The following is a 14,768-nucleotide window of genomic DNA, read 5'->3' as shown; positions in this document are numbered from 1 at the left end:
TAGTGGCCCGCAGGAAACGACCATGCCTGCTGCCACCAGCCAGTCCCTCGCCCCCTGTCAACTCACCGAGCAAGAGGTGGCGCGTCAGTTCGACACCTCGGTGGACACGGGCCTGTCCGCGGCCGAAGCACAACGGCGGCTTACACAGGCCGGCCCCAACGCCTTGCAGACCCAGGCCCCAACGCCCTCCTGGCGACGCCTGCTGACACAATTTCAAGACCCGCTGGTCTACCTGCTGCTGGTCGCTGCCTTCATCACCCTGGTTGTCTGGGCGCTCGAAGGGCGCAAAGGCTGGCCCATGGATGCCCTGGTCATCCTGGTGGTGGTGGCACTCAATGCCCTGCTGGGTTTTGTGCAAGAGACCCGGTCACGCCGCGCGGCCGAAGCCTTGATCCGCCTGACCGGCGTGACGTCTGCCGTGCTGCGCGATGGCGTGCCGCAGCGCGTGCCCAGCACCGAGCTGGTCTGTGGCGACCTCTTGTTGCTCAGCGAAGGCGACAGCGTCGGGGCGGATGCCCGCCTGATCCAGGCCAGCGTCTTGCGCGTTCAGGAGGCCTCGCTCACTGGGGAAAGCGAAGCGGTGCTCAAGGAGCCCGCCCCTTTGCCGGCTGCCACGCCGCTGGCCGAGCGGTGCAACATGGTCTTCAAGGGCACGGCCGTGGCGCAAGGCAGCGGGCGGGCCGTGGTCACGGCAACCGGCATGGCAACCGAGATTGGCGCCATTGCCCATCTGCTCAACACCACGATCGAGGAAGCCACACCCTTGCAAAAGGAGGTGCGTCAGATCGGCCGCATGCTGGGCCGCGCGGTCGTCCTGATCTGCATCGCGGTCATCGCAGCGGTGCTGCTGGTGTCCAACATCCGGACACTGCACGACCTGGTGTCCGTGTTGCTGCTCGGTGTCTCCCTGGCTGTCGCGGCCGTGCCGGAGGGGCTGCCCGCCATCTTGTCGCTGGTCCTGGCCATGGGGGTGCAGCGCATGGCGGGGCGCAAGGCCATCGTCAAGAACCTGTCCTCGGTCGAGGCGCTGGGCTCGGCGTCGGTGATCTGCTCTGACAAGACCGGCACGCTCACACGCTCGGAGATGACCATCGAGCGCGCCGTGACCTCGTCCGGCAGCAGCCGCGTCGGTGGCGTGGGTTACGCGCCCGAGGGGCAACTGCACCACCTGGATCAGGCGCAGGCGGGTGAAGTCCTGTCGCACGGCCCGATGCACAGCGAACACGTCGTACTGCTCAGCGGGGGCAGCCTGGCCGGCAATGCGGATCTGCGTCAGGCGCCCGATGGCAACTGGGTGATCCAGGGCGACCCGACCGAGGCGGCCTTCCTCGTGGCCGAGCGCAAGCTGGGTGTGCATGAGCGTCGCCAGGCACGCTTCGAGCGCATCGCCGACATCCCCTTCACCTCTGACCGCAAGATGATGTCGACGCTGGCCATTGACCATGAGCACGACGGTGAACGCGTCATCATCGCCAAGGGCGCACCAGACGTGCTGCTGGCCCATTGCACCCACGTCCGGGTGGGCCTGGAGGTGCGCGCCTTGAGCGACGACGCCAGGGCGCAGGCCTTGGCCGATGTGAACGCACTGTCCGATGCGGCCTTGCGCACCTTGTCTGTGGCTTACCGGCCCCTGGCCCCCGATGAGCACGAGCAGCAAGGCGAGGCCCTGGAGCGCGACCTGATTTTCGTGGGCACGGTCGGCATCATCGACCCGCCTCGCGCCGAGGCTGCGCAGGCCATCAAGGAGGCACACCGCGCCGGCATCCGCGTGATCATGATCACAGGCGACCACCCCCGCACCGCCGCCCGCATCGCCAGCGACCTGGGCATCGTCGCGCCTGGGGCCACGGCCTTGACCGGCGCCGATCTGGACACCATGGACGATGCCCGCCTGGCCGAAGCCGTAGGTAGCACCTCGGTGTATGCCCGCGTCGCACCGGCCCACAAACTGCGCATCGTCAAGGCGCTGCAGGCTCAGGGCCATGTCGTCGCCATGACTGGCGATGGTGTCAACGATGCACCCGCGCTCAAGCTGGCCGACATCGGCGTGGCCATGGGCATCACGGGCACCGAGGTCACCAAGGAGGCCGGGCAGATGATCCTGGCCGATGACAACTTCGCCACCATCGTGGCCGCGGTGCGCGAAGGCCGCAACATCCTGGACAACATCCGCAAGTTCTTGCGCTACCTGCTGTCGTCCAATATGGGCGAGGTGTTGACGGTGCTGCTGGCCGTGGTCGGTGCCCGTGTCCTTGGGCTGATCGACGCGTCCGGTGACGTGGTGCTGCCATTGCTGGCCACCCAACTGTTGTGGATCAACCTGATCACGGACTCAGGGCCTGCACTGGCCATGGGCGTGGACCCATCCAGCGACGACGTGATGGCCCGCCGCCCGCGCCACCCCAGCGACCGGGTGATCGATGCCCGCATGTGGGCCACGGTCCTGCAGTCAGGCCTGGCGCTGGCGCTGGCCACGCTGGTGACGCTGGACCTGTTCCTGCCCGGCGGTTTGCTGGAGGGCACGCAGGACCTGACCACCGCCCGAACGGCCGCCTTCACCGTGCTGGTAATGGGCCAGTTCTTCAATGCCTTCAATGCCCGCTCCGACACCGACAGCGCGTTTCAAGGGCTGTTCAGCAACCGGTGGCTGTGGGCCGCCGTGGCACTGGGGCTGGGCTTGCAGATCGCGGTGGTCGAGCTGCCTTGGTTGAACCTGGCCTTTGGCACCGCGCCGCTGACCCTGGCGCAATGGGGGCTTTGTGTCGCCATGGGCAGCGCCGTGCTGTGGGTCAGCGAGTTGCGCAAACTGGGGTTGCGCCGCAGGGGCGTTGCGAGAAGCCAGGTGCATTCAACCCAGGCATGAGCGGGCTATGCCGTCACAGATTGCCCGACAATCGGGCCTTGCCTTACTCGCGGGAAAACACATGAAAACTTACGACATCGAAATTCAGCGCCTGAAATCGGCCCGGCACAACCGGGGCCTGATCGAGTTGGGCGTGGATGTATTGGTGCAGCCTCGCCCGGCACGCGATGAGCAAGCCGTCATCAGTTGCCTGTCCCTGCCCGTTGATGACGCGCGCACCTTGCTGATTCTGCTCAAGCAACAACTGGCCGAGCTGGATAAATTGCAGCCGCGCAGCCGGCGATCCGGGCGCTGCTGAGCCGCCATGAGCAGACTGCAATCCGAGCGGCGCCGCCTCTACCTGCCACTTGCAACGGGCGACCAGGACGCCAATCCGCAGGCGAGCGGGCTCGTTGACGCCCAGGGCCGGACACGGGCGATGGTGCTGGAACTGGCCAGGCCGGCTGACTGGGACGCGCTGTCTGCCGTCTGGCACGGCGTGCAGGTGGACCTGGCGCTGCCTGCGCCGGCCATCGCGGTATCCGGTGTCGATGGCTACCAACTTTGGTTTTCGCTTGCAGAGCCGCTGCCCGCCACGCGCGCATCAGCCTTCCTGGAAGCCCTGCGTGTGCGCTATCTGCCAGGCATCGGGCCAGAACGCCTCCGCATGCTGCCGGCTGTGACTGCGCTGGCGCCCTTGCAGTTCCAGCACGCCAGCCTGGTGCCGGCCCCGCAGGCGCAAGCCGAGCGTTGGTCGGCGTTTGTGGCGCCTGATCTGGCCCCTGTTTTCGCCGAGACGCCCTGGCTCGACTTCCCGCCCAGCGAGCATGGCCAGGCAGAGTTGCTGTCCCGGCTCGACAGCATCGCGCCCGCCGACTTTCAGCGCGCTGAGGCGCGGCTGAGCGGGCAACTGACGCCATCGCCAGACCAGCCCCAGCCAAACCAGCTGGAGCTGCGCGAAGCCAGCAGCAGGGACACGGCGCCGGCCCTTGACCCCAAGCGCTTCCTGCTCAAGGTCATGAACGATGACACCGTGGCCATGGCCTTGCGCATCGAGGCAGCCAAGGCCTTGCTGCCATTCTTTGATGCCCCGCGCCGTCCTTGACGGCTGGACTCAGATCGACATCAAGTCCCGCACGCCATCGGTGGCCATGTCGGCCCCCCTGCCTCGCTTGATGATCTCGCCGCGCTCCATCACCAGATACTGATCCGCCAGCTCGGCGGCGAAGTCATAGAACTGCTCGACCAGCACCACGGCCATCTTCTGGCCGTTCAGACCTTCATCGGCCAGTTTGCGGATGGCGCGGCCGATGTCCTTGATGATGCTGGGCTGGATGCCTTCGGTGGGCTCGTCCAGGATCAAGAGCTTCGGGCCGGCCGCCAGCGCGCGGGCAATGGCCAACTGCTGCTGTTGCCCGCCAGACAGGTCGCCACCGCGGCGGTGCATCATCTGCTTGAGCACGGGGAACAGCTCGAACAGCTGCTCCGGCACAGGCGTGCTGCCCGGCTTGCTGGCCAGCCCCATCTGCAGGTTCTCGGCCACCGTCAGACGCCCGAAGATCTCGCGGCCTTGCGGCACATAGCCCACGCCCATGCGCACCCGCTCGTAGGGTTTGAGCCTGTCGATGCCCTGCCCACCCAGCTTGATGGCGCCGGACTTGATCGGCACCAGGCCCATCAGGCTCTTGAGCAGCGTGGTCTTGCCCACGCCATTGCGGCCGAGCACCACCGTGACCTCGCCCACCTTGGCCTCGAAGTCCAGGCCGCGCAGGATATGCGAGCCGCCGTAGTACTGGTTAACGCTTTCAACCGACAACATGTTCAACGCCCCAAATAGACTTCAACGACTTTGTCGTTGGCCTGCACATCGGCCAACGTGCCCTCGGCCAGCACCGAACCCTCGTGCAGCACCGTCACCCGTTTGCGATTGGCGTTGGCGCCGCGCGTGGTCAGCTCGTTGATGAACTTCATGTCGTGCTCGACCACCACCAGCGAGTGCGCGCCCTCCAGCGACAAGAACAACTCGGCCGTGCGCTCGGTTTCTTCATCGGTCATGCCCGCCACGGGCTCGTCCAGCAGCAGCAGCTTGGGGTCCTGCATCAGCAGCATGCCGATCTCCAGCCACTGCTTCTGCCCGTGCGACAGCAAACCCGCCGTACGCTGCGCCTGCCCCTTGAGGTGGATGAGCTTGAGCATCTCGCCAATGCGGTCCAGCTGCTCGCCGCTCAGCTTGAAGAACACCGAGGCACGTGCGCGGCGGTCTGCCTTCAAGGCCAGCTCCAGGTTCTCGAACACACTCAGGTGCTCGAACACCGTGGGCTTCTGGAACTTGCGCCCGATGCCGATCTGCGCGATCTCGTTTTCGCGTCGGGCCAGCAGGTCGATCGTCGATCCGAAGTAAGCCGTGCCCGCATCAGGCCGGGTCTTGCCGGTGATGACGTCCATCATCGTGGTCTTGCCCGCGCCATTGGGGCCGATGATGCAGCGCATCTCGCCCACGGCGATGTTCAGGCACAGCTTGTTGAGCGCCTTGAAACCATCGAAGCTCACCGAGATATCGTCCAGATACAGGATGGAGCCATGGGTCACATCCAGTTGATCGGGCTCCACCACGCGCCCATACGAGGCTGCACGTCCGCCGGATTCCCCTGCGTTGCTGGTGACCAGGCCCAAGTGCTTGTTCAGGGCTTGCGTGCCCGCTTCCATCAACTCCGGTGTCATGCTTTTACCTCGGGGTTCTTGTTGAGCAACTTCTTCACACCACCAACGATGCCGTCAGGCAGGTACAGGGTCACCAGGATGAACAGCGCGCCCAGGAAGTACAGCCAGAACTCGGGAAACGCCTGGGTGAACCAGCTCTTGGCCCCGTTGACAAAGAAGGCGCCGATGATCGGCCCGATCAACGAGGCGCGACCACCCACCGCCGCCCAGATGGCAATCTCGATACCCGATGCGGCCGACATCTCGCTGGGGTTGATGATGCCCACCTGCGGCACATACAGGGCCCCGGCAATGGCACACATCACGGCAGACAGCGTCCAGATGGCCAGCTTGTAGGCCAGCGGGTTGTAGCCACAGAACATGACGCGGTTCTCGGCATCGCGGATGGCCTGCAGCACGCGGCCGAACTTGGTGTTCACCAGCCAGCGGGCCATCAGGTAAAAGCCGATCAGCGTCATGCCCGTGAGCACGAACAGCACCATGCGGGTGGACGGTTGCGCGATGGGGATGCCCAGGATGCGCTTGAAGTCGGTGAAGCCATTGTTGCCGCCAAAGCCCGTTTCATTGCGGAAGAACAGCAGCATGGCCGCGAACGTCATCGCCTGGGTGATGATGGAAAAGTACACCCCCTTGATGCGCGAGCGGAAGGCAAAGAAGCCGAAGATGAAGGCCAGCAAGCCGGGCACCAGCACCACCAGGATCATCTGCGCGATGAAGGACTCGCTGAAGGTCCAGTGCCAGGGCACGGTCTTCCAGTCCAGGAAGACCATGAAGTCCGGCAGATCGCTGTGGTAGCTGCCATCACGGCCGATCTGGCGCATCAGGTACATGCCCATGCCGTAGCCACCCAGCGCGAAGAACAGCCCGTGTCCCAGCGAGAGGATGCCGGTATAGCCCCAGATCAGGTCCATGGCCAGCGCACAGATGGCGTAGCACATGATCTTGCCGATCAGGGCCACGGCATAGTCGGACAGGTGCAAGGCCGAGCCCTCGGGCACCAGCAGGTTGAGCACGGGGGCCAGCACCAGTACCGTGATCACGGCGGCGGCCACGGCCGTCCAGCCTTTGGATCCCAAGGCGCTGCGCGGCACGGTGACCGCAGGCAGATGGGGCATGGAAGAAGTCATCACGGCACTCATGGTTTGATTTCCTCAGGCTTCGGCACTGCGGCCCTTCATGGCAAACAAGCCTTGCGGGCGCTTTTGGATGAAGATCACCACGATGACCAGCACCATGATCTTGGCCAGCACCGCACCGGCCCACCCTTCCAGGAACTTGTTGATCAGGCCCAGGCCCATCGCGGCGTACACGGTGCCGGCGATCTGGCCCACGCCACCGAGCACCACCACCATGAACGAGTCCACGATGTAGTTCTGGCCCAGGTCAGGCCCCACATTTCCGATCTGCGACAAGGCGCAACCCGCCAGGCCGGCAATGCCCGCGCCCAGCGAGAAGGCCATGGTGTCCACACGCGCCGTGTTCACGCCCATGCACGACGCCATCGGGCGGTTCTGGGTGACGCTGCGCACGAACAGGCCCATGCGGGTCTTGGCAATCAGCAGGGTCATGGCCAGCAGCACCACGCCCGCGAACGCGATGATGACCAGGCGGTTGTAAGGCAAGGTCAGGTTGCTGAGGATGTCAAAACCGCCAGACATCCACGCGGGGTTCTCGACCTGCACGTTCTGCGCGCCAAACAGGCTGCGCACGCCCTGCATCAGCACCAGGCTCACGCCCCAGGACGCCAACAGCGTTTCCAGCGGGCGGCCATACAAAAAGCGGAACACCCCGCGCTCCAGGACAGCGCCCACGGCGGCGGCGGCCAGGAAGGACGCGGGCACAGCCAGCACGATGTACCAATCAAACGCCCCGGGGAAATGGTTGCGGAAGACGTTCTGCACCGCAAAGGTGGCGTAGGCGCCGATCATCATCAGCTCACCATGGGCCATGTTGATCACGCCCATCAGGCCATAGGTGATGGCCAGGCCCAGCGCGGCCAGCAGCAGGATGGAGCCCAGGCTGATGCCGGTGAACAGCACGCCGGCGTACTCGCCCCAGGCCAGTTTGCGGTTGACTTTGTCCAGCGCCAGTTGCAGCGAGCCTTTCACGGCCGAATCCGTCTCGCTGCCGTCGGCCATGCGCTCCATCAGGAGCGCGCGGGCTTCTGGTGTGGCGTCTTCGGCCAGGGCCTTGGTGGCGGCAATGCGGGTGCCTGCGTCTGAAGACGACAACATGGCCTTGGCGCGCACCGCCTTGAGCAAGGTCTTGAGCTTGGGATCTGTTTCAGCAGCCAAGGCCTTGTCGATCAAGGGCAGCTTGGATTCGTCCGCCGCCTTGGACAAGGAATCTATCGCTTCAGCGCGCGTGGCCACATCTTTGGACAGCAACTTGCCTGCGCCCAGCGCCGCCTCGATCTCGCTGCTCATGCGGTTGTTGTTGACCACGTCTTCTGCGCCGTCGGGCAGTTTGGCAGGCGCGCCCGTGGCAGCGTCCTTCACCTCGTCGCCGTAGACGATGTAGGCCTTGTTGCCCGCCACCTTGACGGTGTCGGCGGCGAGCGCATCCAGGAAAGCAGGCAAAGCGGGGTCACCCTTGGCGACCAGCTTTTGCAAGGTGGCGATGCGGGCATCGTTGTCTCCGGCGGAGAGGGCATAGGCCTCGTCGGCAGTGAGCGCGTGGACATCGCGCGGCCCGACTGCGAATGCCAGGGCCAGCGTCAGGCTCAAGGTCAGCAAGGAGGCCGACAGGGCGCGCCCTGCTCGCGAGGTGATCGCCGGCTTGGTCTCGGCGTGAAGTGGTGTCACAGACATGTCCTGTCTCAAACAATTCAGCAGGAAAAAAAGACGCCCCGTTGGTGACCCCAACGGGGCGAACCGCTCTGCTTCATGGTTCAACCCGTCAGAGAGGACGGGCACTCGATCGCTCAAACCAGTTATTTGGTTTCGGGCTCGTCCTTCTTCTTGTCATTGCCTTCGATGAAGGGGCTCCAGGGCTGAGCCTTGACAGGACCGGGGGTCTTCCACACCACCTTGAATTGGCCATCGGCCTTCACTTCGCCGATGAACACGGGCTTGTGCAGGTGGTGGTTCTTGGGGTCCATGGTGGACATGAAGCCACCCGGGGCCTTGAAGGTCTGGCCGGCCATGGCCGCGATCACCTTGTCGGTATCGGTAGAGCCGGCCTTCTTGACAGCCTGGGCCCACATGTTGATGCCGATGTAGGTGGCTTCCATCGGGTCATTGGTCAAAGGCTTGTCCTTGTGGCCAGCGATGCCCTTGGCCTTGGCGTAAGCCGACCACTTCTTGATGAACTCGTCATTGGTCGGGTTCTTGATGGACATGAAGTAGTTCCAGGCAGCCAGGTGGCCCACCAGCGGCTTGGTGTCCACACCGCGCAGCTCTTCTTCACCCACCGAGAAGGCCACAACCGGCACGTCCTTGGCCTTCAGGCCCTGGTTGCCCAACTCCTTGTAGAAAGGCACGTTGGAGTCACCGTTGATGGTGGAGACCACCGCGGTCTTCTTCCCTTCAGAAGCGAACTTCTTGATCTTGGCGATGATGGTCTGGTAGTCGGAGTGACCGAAGGGGGTGTACTCCTCCAGGATGTCGGCCTCGGCCACACCCTTGGACTTCAGGAAGGCACGCAGGATCTTGTTGGTGGTGCGGGGGTAGACGTAGTCCGTGCCCAGCAGCACGAAACGCTTGGCGCCACCACCGTCCTTGCTCATCAGGTACTCGACGGCAGGAATGGCTTGCTGATTGGGTGCGGCACCGGTGTAGAACACGTTCTTCTCGAGCTCTTCACCTTCGTACTGCACGGGGTAGAACAGCAGGCCGTTGTTTTCCTTGTAGACCGGCAGCACCGACTTGCGCGACACGGACGTCCAGCAACCGAAGGTCACGGCCACCTTGTCTTGTGTCAGCAGCTGCTTGGCTTTTTCAGCAAACAGTGGCCAGTTGGAGGCGGGGTCCACCACCACGGGCTCCAGCTTCTTGCCCAGCAAGCCGCCCTTGGCGTTGATCTCGTCAATGGCCATCAGGACGGTGTCCTTCAGGACGGTCTCGGAGATGGCCATGGTGCCCGACAGCGAGTGCAGCACGCCGACCTTGATGGTGTCGGCGGCAGAGGCCATGGTGCTGAAAGCCAGGCCAGCGACGCCCAGGGCGACGGCGGTCAGGGATTGGACGGCGCTGCGACGAGAAATGCTCATGGGATTTCGCTCCTTTGAAGCGGGGGGTTTTGAACGCTTGACTCTTTGCTTGTCACGTCTCTGAAGAATCGGCTTTGGAGGCCGTTTTCAGATCCGATGCGTTCAGTGTGCCCAGGGGCTTCATGGAGCGAAATACGCCATGTGGCGTATCAGTGGCGTATTGATGGCAGCGACGCGCTCAACGCTTGAGGCCCAGATCCCGGTTGGTGCCCGAGCGAGCGGTGTCTTTCGCATTGGGTGCGGTGCGGAACAGGCGGTCGCCTAGCCCCATGGAGACACCCCACCAGTAGTTCTCGTTGCGGAAGTGGTGCCAGCGGTGCTCCAGCACGCGGCGCTCGTAATAGGCCAGCGGTGGGCACCAGGTGATGTGGGTGAGGTAATGCACCCACTCGTAATGCAGGCCCAGCAGCAGGTAGACGAAACCGAAGGTCAACACCTCGGGCCGCCAGTTGCCTGCAAAGAAGCAGGCCAGCGCCAGCGCGCCCAGCACCAGGGCATGCACGTGCCGGGGCACGAACACCCATTCCAGGTTCCACGGGTCGGCATGATGGCGACGGTGGGTCTTGGGCAGGTAGAAGTCCACCGTGACACCCAGAATCTGGCGTGGCCGGTAGTGCAGGATGAACACATGGATCATCCACTCGTTGATCGGGAACAGCGCCAGCAAGCCCAATGCGATGGCCGCGTCCCGCCAGCCCAGGCTGCCCGCCTGCCAACGCAGTGTGCCCAGCACGATCAGCGCCAACACGATGATCAAGGGACTGGGGTGACTCAAGAAGACCTTGAAGGCCTGCCCAGCCGTGCGGGGTGAATCCGCAGGCGGGCGCATGGGGTTGTGGCTGACGGTGTCTTCGGCCGTCGGCATGACGGTGTCGGTGGCGCGTTGCGCGGACATGAGCTGCTCCTCTTTGGAATCACATGGCGGCAAACAAGGACGCCAGGGCCTGACGCCCCAGCGCCACATGGGCCCGGGCTGCCGAGCGCGCGGCGTCCGCGTCCGCGCGCCGCACGGCGTCGGATATGGCCTTGAGGTTGTCGATGTCCTGGAACTCGCGGGCCATCACATAGGTGAGCTTGTCCCAGGCCTTGTGATAGCTTTGTCGCATGGTGTTGAAGGCCAGTTGGTAAGCGATGTTGTCGCTGGCAATGGCCAGGGTCTGCCAGAAATGCATGGCGCCCACTTGCAAGGCGTTCAGGTCGTGCAGGCCGCCTTGCATCACGCTGAGCACTTGGTCCAGCTTGTCGGCCAAGGCCGGGCCGCCCAGCTGCGCCGCCTCTGCCGCGATCTCGGGGGCCAGGGCCGAGCGCATGCCCATGACACTGCGCACCACCTTCGGGTCCACCGCGCCCTTGCTGTTGATCAGCAGGCTGGGCAACAACTCCAGGCTGCCCTGCTGGCGGTAATCCAGCACCTCGTGCTTGCCGCCCTGCCTCACCGCAACCAGCCCGGCCTGTTGCAGCCGCTTGACCGCTTCGCGCACCGCGCCCCGGTTCACGCCGGACTCTTCGCTGAGCACGCGCTCGGAAGGCAGGCGCTCACCGGCTTTCAGCTCGCCATCGATGATCTTGCCTTTGAGTTGCACGTACAGCGCATCGGACAGCGGCTGGCGGAGGATGGGGTCAAGCAATTTGTCCATGCCTCAAACTTATCATACCAGTTGATAAGTTAAGGCAGGGCAAACCCGGCATGACCTACACTCGCTGCCCATTGCCCGCCCTCGCCATGCCCGAAACACCGCGCCTTCATGCCAACAGCCAGACCGTGTCGCTGAGCTTCGAGTCCTCGCTGATTCAAAGCTGCATGCGCCTGGATGCCCCCGACGAGCTCGTGCTGGACTACACCCGGGCGATGATGGGCTTCCTGCTGTTCAACCCGGCACCCAAGGCCGTGCTGATGATCGGGCTGGGCGGCGGCTCCATGCTCAAGTACCTGCACAAGCACCTGCCGGACACCGACCTCACGGCCGTGGAGATCAACCAGAGCGTGATCGACATGCGCCATGAATTCATGATCCCGCCGGACAGCGACCGGCTGCGCATCGTTTGCGCAGATGGCGCCCGCTTCGTGCACAAGCCGCCTCGCCACTACGACGTGATCCTGGTGGACGGCTTCACAGGTGCAGGCCTGCCCGAGGCCCTGTGCACGCGCAGCTTCTACCAGCACTGCCGTGCTGCCCTGGCGCCCGAAGGCTGGCTGGTGGCCAATGTGCAGGCCGACACCGAGCAAACGCGCGAGGTCACGCGCCGCCTGGGCAAGGCGTTTTCTGGCGCCGTGATCTCGGCCGAGTCCGACGAAGGGGGCAATGACATCGCCATCGCGGGTTCGGCTGAAGGCCTCGCTCAAGGCCTCGCCCACTTCGAGGCCAGATGGGCCGCGCTGGCGCCCATTCACCAGGAAATCCTGGCCGCCAGTTCAAGCCGCTTTCAGCGCGCCTTGCTCAAGTCGGTTAGGCTTGTGCCACCACCTGCGGCCTGATCCCGCGCTCACGCGCGAGGGGCCACGACCGCAAGGGATCATTCAAGGAGAGATCGTCAGATGGCATTCAATTATTGCCCCCAATGCGCCAAGCCCTTGCAAGCCAAAGTGGATGAGGGCGTGTCCCGCCAGGCCTGCCCCGATGACGCCTGCGGCTATGTGCATTGGGACAACCCGACCCCTGTGGTGGCGGCCGTCGTGGAGCACGAAGGCCACATCATCCTGGCGCGCAACCGTGCCTGGCCAGTGCCCTTCTACGCCCTGATCACCGGCTTTCTGGAAAAGACCGACCCGAGCCCCGAAGAGGCCGTGGCCCGTGAGGTGCAGGAAGAATTGGGCCTGCAAGCCACGGGCGTGAACTTCATTGGCCACTACGCCTTCCCGCGCCTGAACCAGATCATCATCGCCTACCACGTGCCCGCTGAGGGCGAGATCGTGCTCAACGAGGAGCTGGTGGACTACAAGCGCATCGAGCCGGCCAAGGCACGGTACTGGCCCTCCAGTACGGGCCTGGCGCTGCGTGACTGGCTGATCAGGCAGGGCCACGCACCGGTGGCGATGGACCTGCCCAAACTCTCTTGAGCAGGCAAGGCCGGAGCCTGCGCGCTATAGCCTCGCCCGCCGCCTTTTTGCAGCGCCCCACACGCCCAGCAGGCCGACACCCATCAGGGTATAGGTCGAGGGCTCCGGTATGGCCACGGTTGTGAGAACACCAAAATCAATCGGATCCCATATCGCGGCACGCCCCAGCTGCTGCAGCCCCAATGACTGCGAGATTTTGTTGTAACCCTCGGCCGTCAAGATCAACCCGGATGCGGTGAACCTCGGGTAGGCGCAGTCGCCAAATGCGGGGCACCCCTGCCCTGCGCCGACAAGCGTGATGGATTGAATATCCAAAAGATGGAAGTTGGTCAGCGTGCCAACGCCATTGGCGCCAATGATCGTGGCGTTGACCTGCTTTTGCTTGAAGTCCACACTCAGGTCCGTCAAGGTGAACGAGCCCCCGCTGGTCACACTCTTGAGCGCCGGGACAGTGATGGTCGTACCGCCTGCGCTGTCGTAGCGCGCCAGCGCACCCGTGCCGCTGTCAACCGTCACAGAGCTCATGGGGGCTGTCTGGGACATCTGAGCGAAGAAGCCGTCGGTGTCCCGAGACGCCGTGACCATACCCGCCCCATAGCTCGACACCGAGACACGAAACGTGTCCCACGCGCCCAGGATATCGGCGCCGTAGGTCAGCGCGAGTGCCCCTTGGTACGTGAAGCCATCGTAAGGTGATGGGGTGCCAGCCGGCACATCCACATAGGCTGCCTGAGCCAGCCCGCCCATGGCCAACATGGACACGGCCACGACCTGCCTGAAACGAAAAGTCATGATTTTTCCCTTGTTTGTCGCTTGATGAAGGCAAAGGCTAATGGCCGCCATTCATTCAGATAATCGGACAAACACGAGGTCAACTGATTTGACGGGGCAAATCATGACAAGCAGGCTGAGCCCTATCGAGCAGATGGACTGACCGATGTCAACGCACCTTGAGCTGCCCCACGCGGCTCATTGCCAGCCCGGCCGCCGCCGTGCGCGTCTCCACGCCCAGCTTGGCAAAGACGTGCTCAAGCTGCTTCTTGACTGTGGCGGGGCTGCTGCCCAGGATGTCCCCGATGTCGCGGTTGGTCTTGCCCTTGACCACCCAGTACAGCACCTCGCCCTCCCGGGCGGTGAGCTTGAACTCCTGGCTGAGCGCGTCCATGGCGGCCTGGTCCGAGCTTTCCTGCATGACCAGCAGCCATTCGTCCTCGCCCGTGGGCTGGTGCAGCGTGAAGCTCAAGCGCCGCCCGGCCTGGTTCACGGCCCACACAGGGGCACTCGCTGGCGCCTGCCCCTCAGCGAGGTCCTTGCTCAAGCGGGGCACCGCCTGGCTCAACCACGCCGCCAGCTCCAGCGGCGCCACAGCCTCGGGCGTGTCGAAATAGTGTTGCAACAGCTTGCGCGCCAGCGGGGTCTGCCACAGCACGCGGCCATCGCTCACCCGCACGGTCAGCGAGGCGTGGCCAAAGGCGTCCAGCGCGTTGCGGGCCTGCCTGGCCTGGCGGGCGCCCTGCATGTGGGCTTCGATGCGGGCCATCACTTCACGCGGCCGGATGGGCTTGACCACGTAGTCCACGCTGCCGGCGGCGAACGCGGCCACCACATGCTCGGTCTCGCTCAAACCTGTCATGAAGATGATGGGAATGTGGCTGGTTTCGGGCTGGGCCTTCAGGCGCCTGGCCACCTCGAAGCCGTCGATGCCCGGCATGATCGCGTCCAGCAGGATGATGTCGGGCACCGCCTGGCTGGCACGCTGCAGCGCCGCCTCGCCATGCGTGGCCACCAGCACCGTGTAGCCGGCTTCGTCCAGTGCATCGTGCAGCAGCGACAGGTTGTCCGGCACATCATCAACGATGAGCACGACATCGGTGCGGCTGCGATCAAGTCTCTCGAACATGGTGAGGGCAACAATCAATCAGAGGCTTGTGACACGC

The 14,768-nt window shown here is 64.3% G+C and carries 14 protein-coding genes; 5 read left to right on the top strand and 9 right to left on the bottom strand.

The window, feature by feature from the left end; all coding sequences use genetic code 11:
- Positions 1-22: 22 nt before the first annotated feature.
- The 3 genes from HY019_RS18160 (at position 23) to HY019_RS18150 (ending at position 3,947) form a co-directional block, all read left to right on the top strand.
- The gene (locus HY019_RS18160; RefSeq protein ID WP_290694865.1) at positions 23-2,863 is read left to right on the top strand and encodes a cation-translocating P-type ATPase; all 2,841 of its coding nucleotides are present in this window, start codon (positions 23-25) and stop codon (positions 2,861-2,863) included.
- A gap of 61 nt (positions 2,864-2,924) precedes the next feature.
- Complete coding sequence (locus tag HY019_RS18155; protein ID WP_290694863.1) at positions 2,925-3,161, top strand: hypothetical protein; 237 nt, start codon at positions 2,925-2,927, stop codon at positions 3,159-3,161.
- Between the two features lie 6 nt (positions 3,162-3,167).
- The gene (locus HY019_RS18150) at positions 3,168-3,947 is read left to right on the top strand and encodes a hypothetical protein (RefSeq protein WP_290694861.1); all 780 of its coding nucleotides are present in this window, start codon (positions 3,168-3,170) and stop codon (positions 3,945-3,947) included.
- Between the two features lie 9 nt (positions 3,948-3,956).
- Here HY019_RS18150 and urtE read toward each other — a convergent pair whose 3' ends face one another.
- From urtE to HY019_RS18115, 7 genes are all read right to left on the bottom strand, one after another.
- Positions 3,957-4,661, bottom strand: a complete 705-nt coding sequence (urtE, locus tag HY019_RS18145) for an urea ABC transporter ATP-binding subunit UrtE (RefSeq protein ID WP_290694859.1) — start codon at positions 4,659-4,661, stop codon at positions 3,957-3,959.
- Positions 4,662-4,663: 2 nt separating this feature from the next.
- Entirely contained in the window at positions 4,664-5,563 is a 900-nt protein-coding gene (gene urtD, locus HY019_RS18140) for an urea ABC transporter ATP-binding protein UrtD (RefSeq protein ID WP_290694857.1), read from the bottom strand.
- Positions 5,560-6,690, bottom strand: coding sequence for an urea ABC transporter permease subunit UrtC (urtC, locus tag HY019_RS18135; protein WP_290694856.1), 1,131 nt, complete (start codon positions 6,688-6,690; stop codon positions 5,560-5,562). The genes urtD and urtC overlap by 4 nt, the downstream gene beginning before the upstream one ends.
- 24 nt (positions 6,691-6,714) lie before the next feature.
- Positions 6,715-8,373 carry an urea ABC transporter permease subunit UrtB gene (urtB, locus tag HY019_RS18130; protein ID WP_290694855.1) on the bottom strand — a complete coding sequence of 553 codons (1,659 nt, stop codon included), beginning with the start codon at positions 8,371-8,373 and terminating at the stop codon, positions 6,715-6,717.
- A gap of 122 nt (positions 8,374-8,495) precedes the next feature.
- Positions 8,496-9,773 (bottom strand): urea ABC transporter substrate-binding protein, encoded by a 1,278-nt coding sequence (gene urtA / locus HY019_RS18125; protein WP_290694853.1) that lies wholly within the window; start codon positions 9,771-9,773, stop codon positions 8,496-8,498.
- A gap of 178 nt (positions 9,774-9,951) precedes the next feature.
- On the bottom strand, positions 9,952-10,668 hold the full coding sequence (locus HY019_RS18120) for a sterol desaturase family protein (RefSeq protein ID WP_290694851.1): 717 nt from the start codon (positions 10,666-10,668) through the stop codon (positions 9,952-9,954).
- Between the two features lie 19 nt (positions 10,669-10,687).
- Complete coding sequence (locus tag HY019_RS18115) at positions 10,688-11,410, bottom strand: GntR family transcriptional regulator (protein WP_290694848.1); 723 nt, start codon at positions 11,408-11,410, stop codon at positions 10,688-10,690.
- A 50-nt stretch (positions 11,411-11,460) separates the two neighbouring features.
- On the opposite strand from HY019_RS18115, the gene HY019_RS18110 reads away from it, so the two are divergent.
- Positions 11,461-12,249, top strand: a complete 789-nt coding sequence (locus HY019_RS18110) for a fused MFS/spermidine synthase (RefSeq protein ID WP_290694846.1) — start codon at positions 11,461-11,463, stop codon at positions 12,247-12,249.
- Between the two features lie 60 nt (positions 12,250-12,309).
- A complete protein-coding gene (locus HY019_RS18105; protein WP_290694844.1) occupies positions 12,310-12,831 on the top strand; it encodes an NUDIX domain-containing protein in 522 nt (173 codons plus the stop codon).
- 24 nt (positions 12,832-12,855) lie between these two features.
- Here HY019_RS18105 and HY019_RS18100 read toward each other — a convergent pair whose 3' ends face one another.
- Positions 12,856-13,674, bottom strand: a complete 819-nt coding sequence (locus tag HY019_RS18100; protein ID WP_290694842.1) for a PEP-CTERM sorting domain-containing protein — start codon at positions 13,672-13,674, stop codon at positions 12,856-12,858.
- A gap of 97 nt (positions 13,675-13,771) precedes the next feature.
- Complete coding sequence (locus HY019_RS18095) at positions 13,772-14,731, bottom strand: response regulator transcription factor (RefSeq protein WP_290694840.1); 960 nt, start codon at positions 14,729-14,731, stop codon at positions 13,772-13,774.
- Positions 14,732-14,768: the final 37 nt, after the last annotated feature.

It is taken from the genome of Aquabacterium sp. (assembly GCF_016195855.1).
GTDB lineage: Bacteria > Pseudomonadota > Gammaproteobacteria > Burkholderiales > Burkholderiaceae_C > Aquabacterium.
This window is presented reverse-complemented; position numbering and strand designations above follow the sequence as displayed.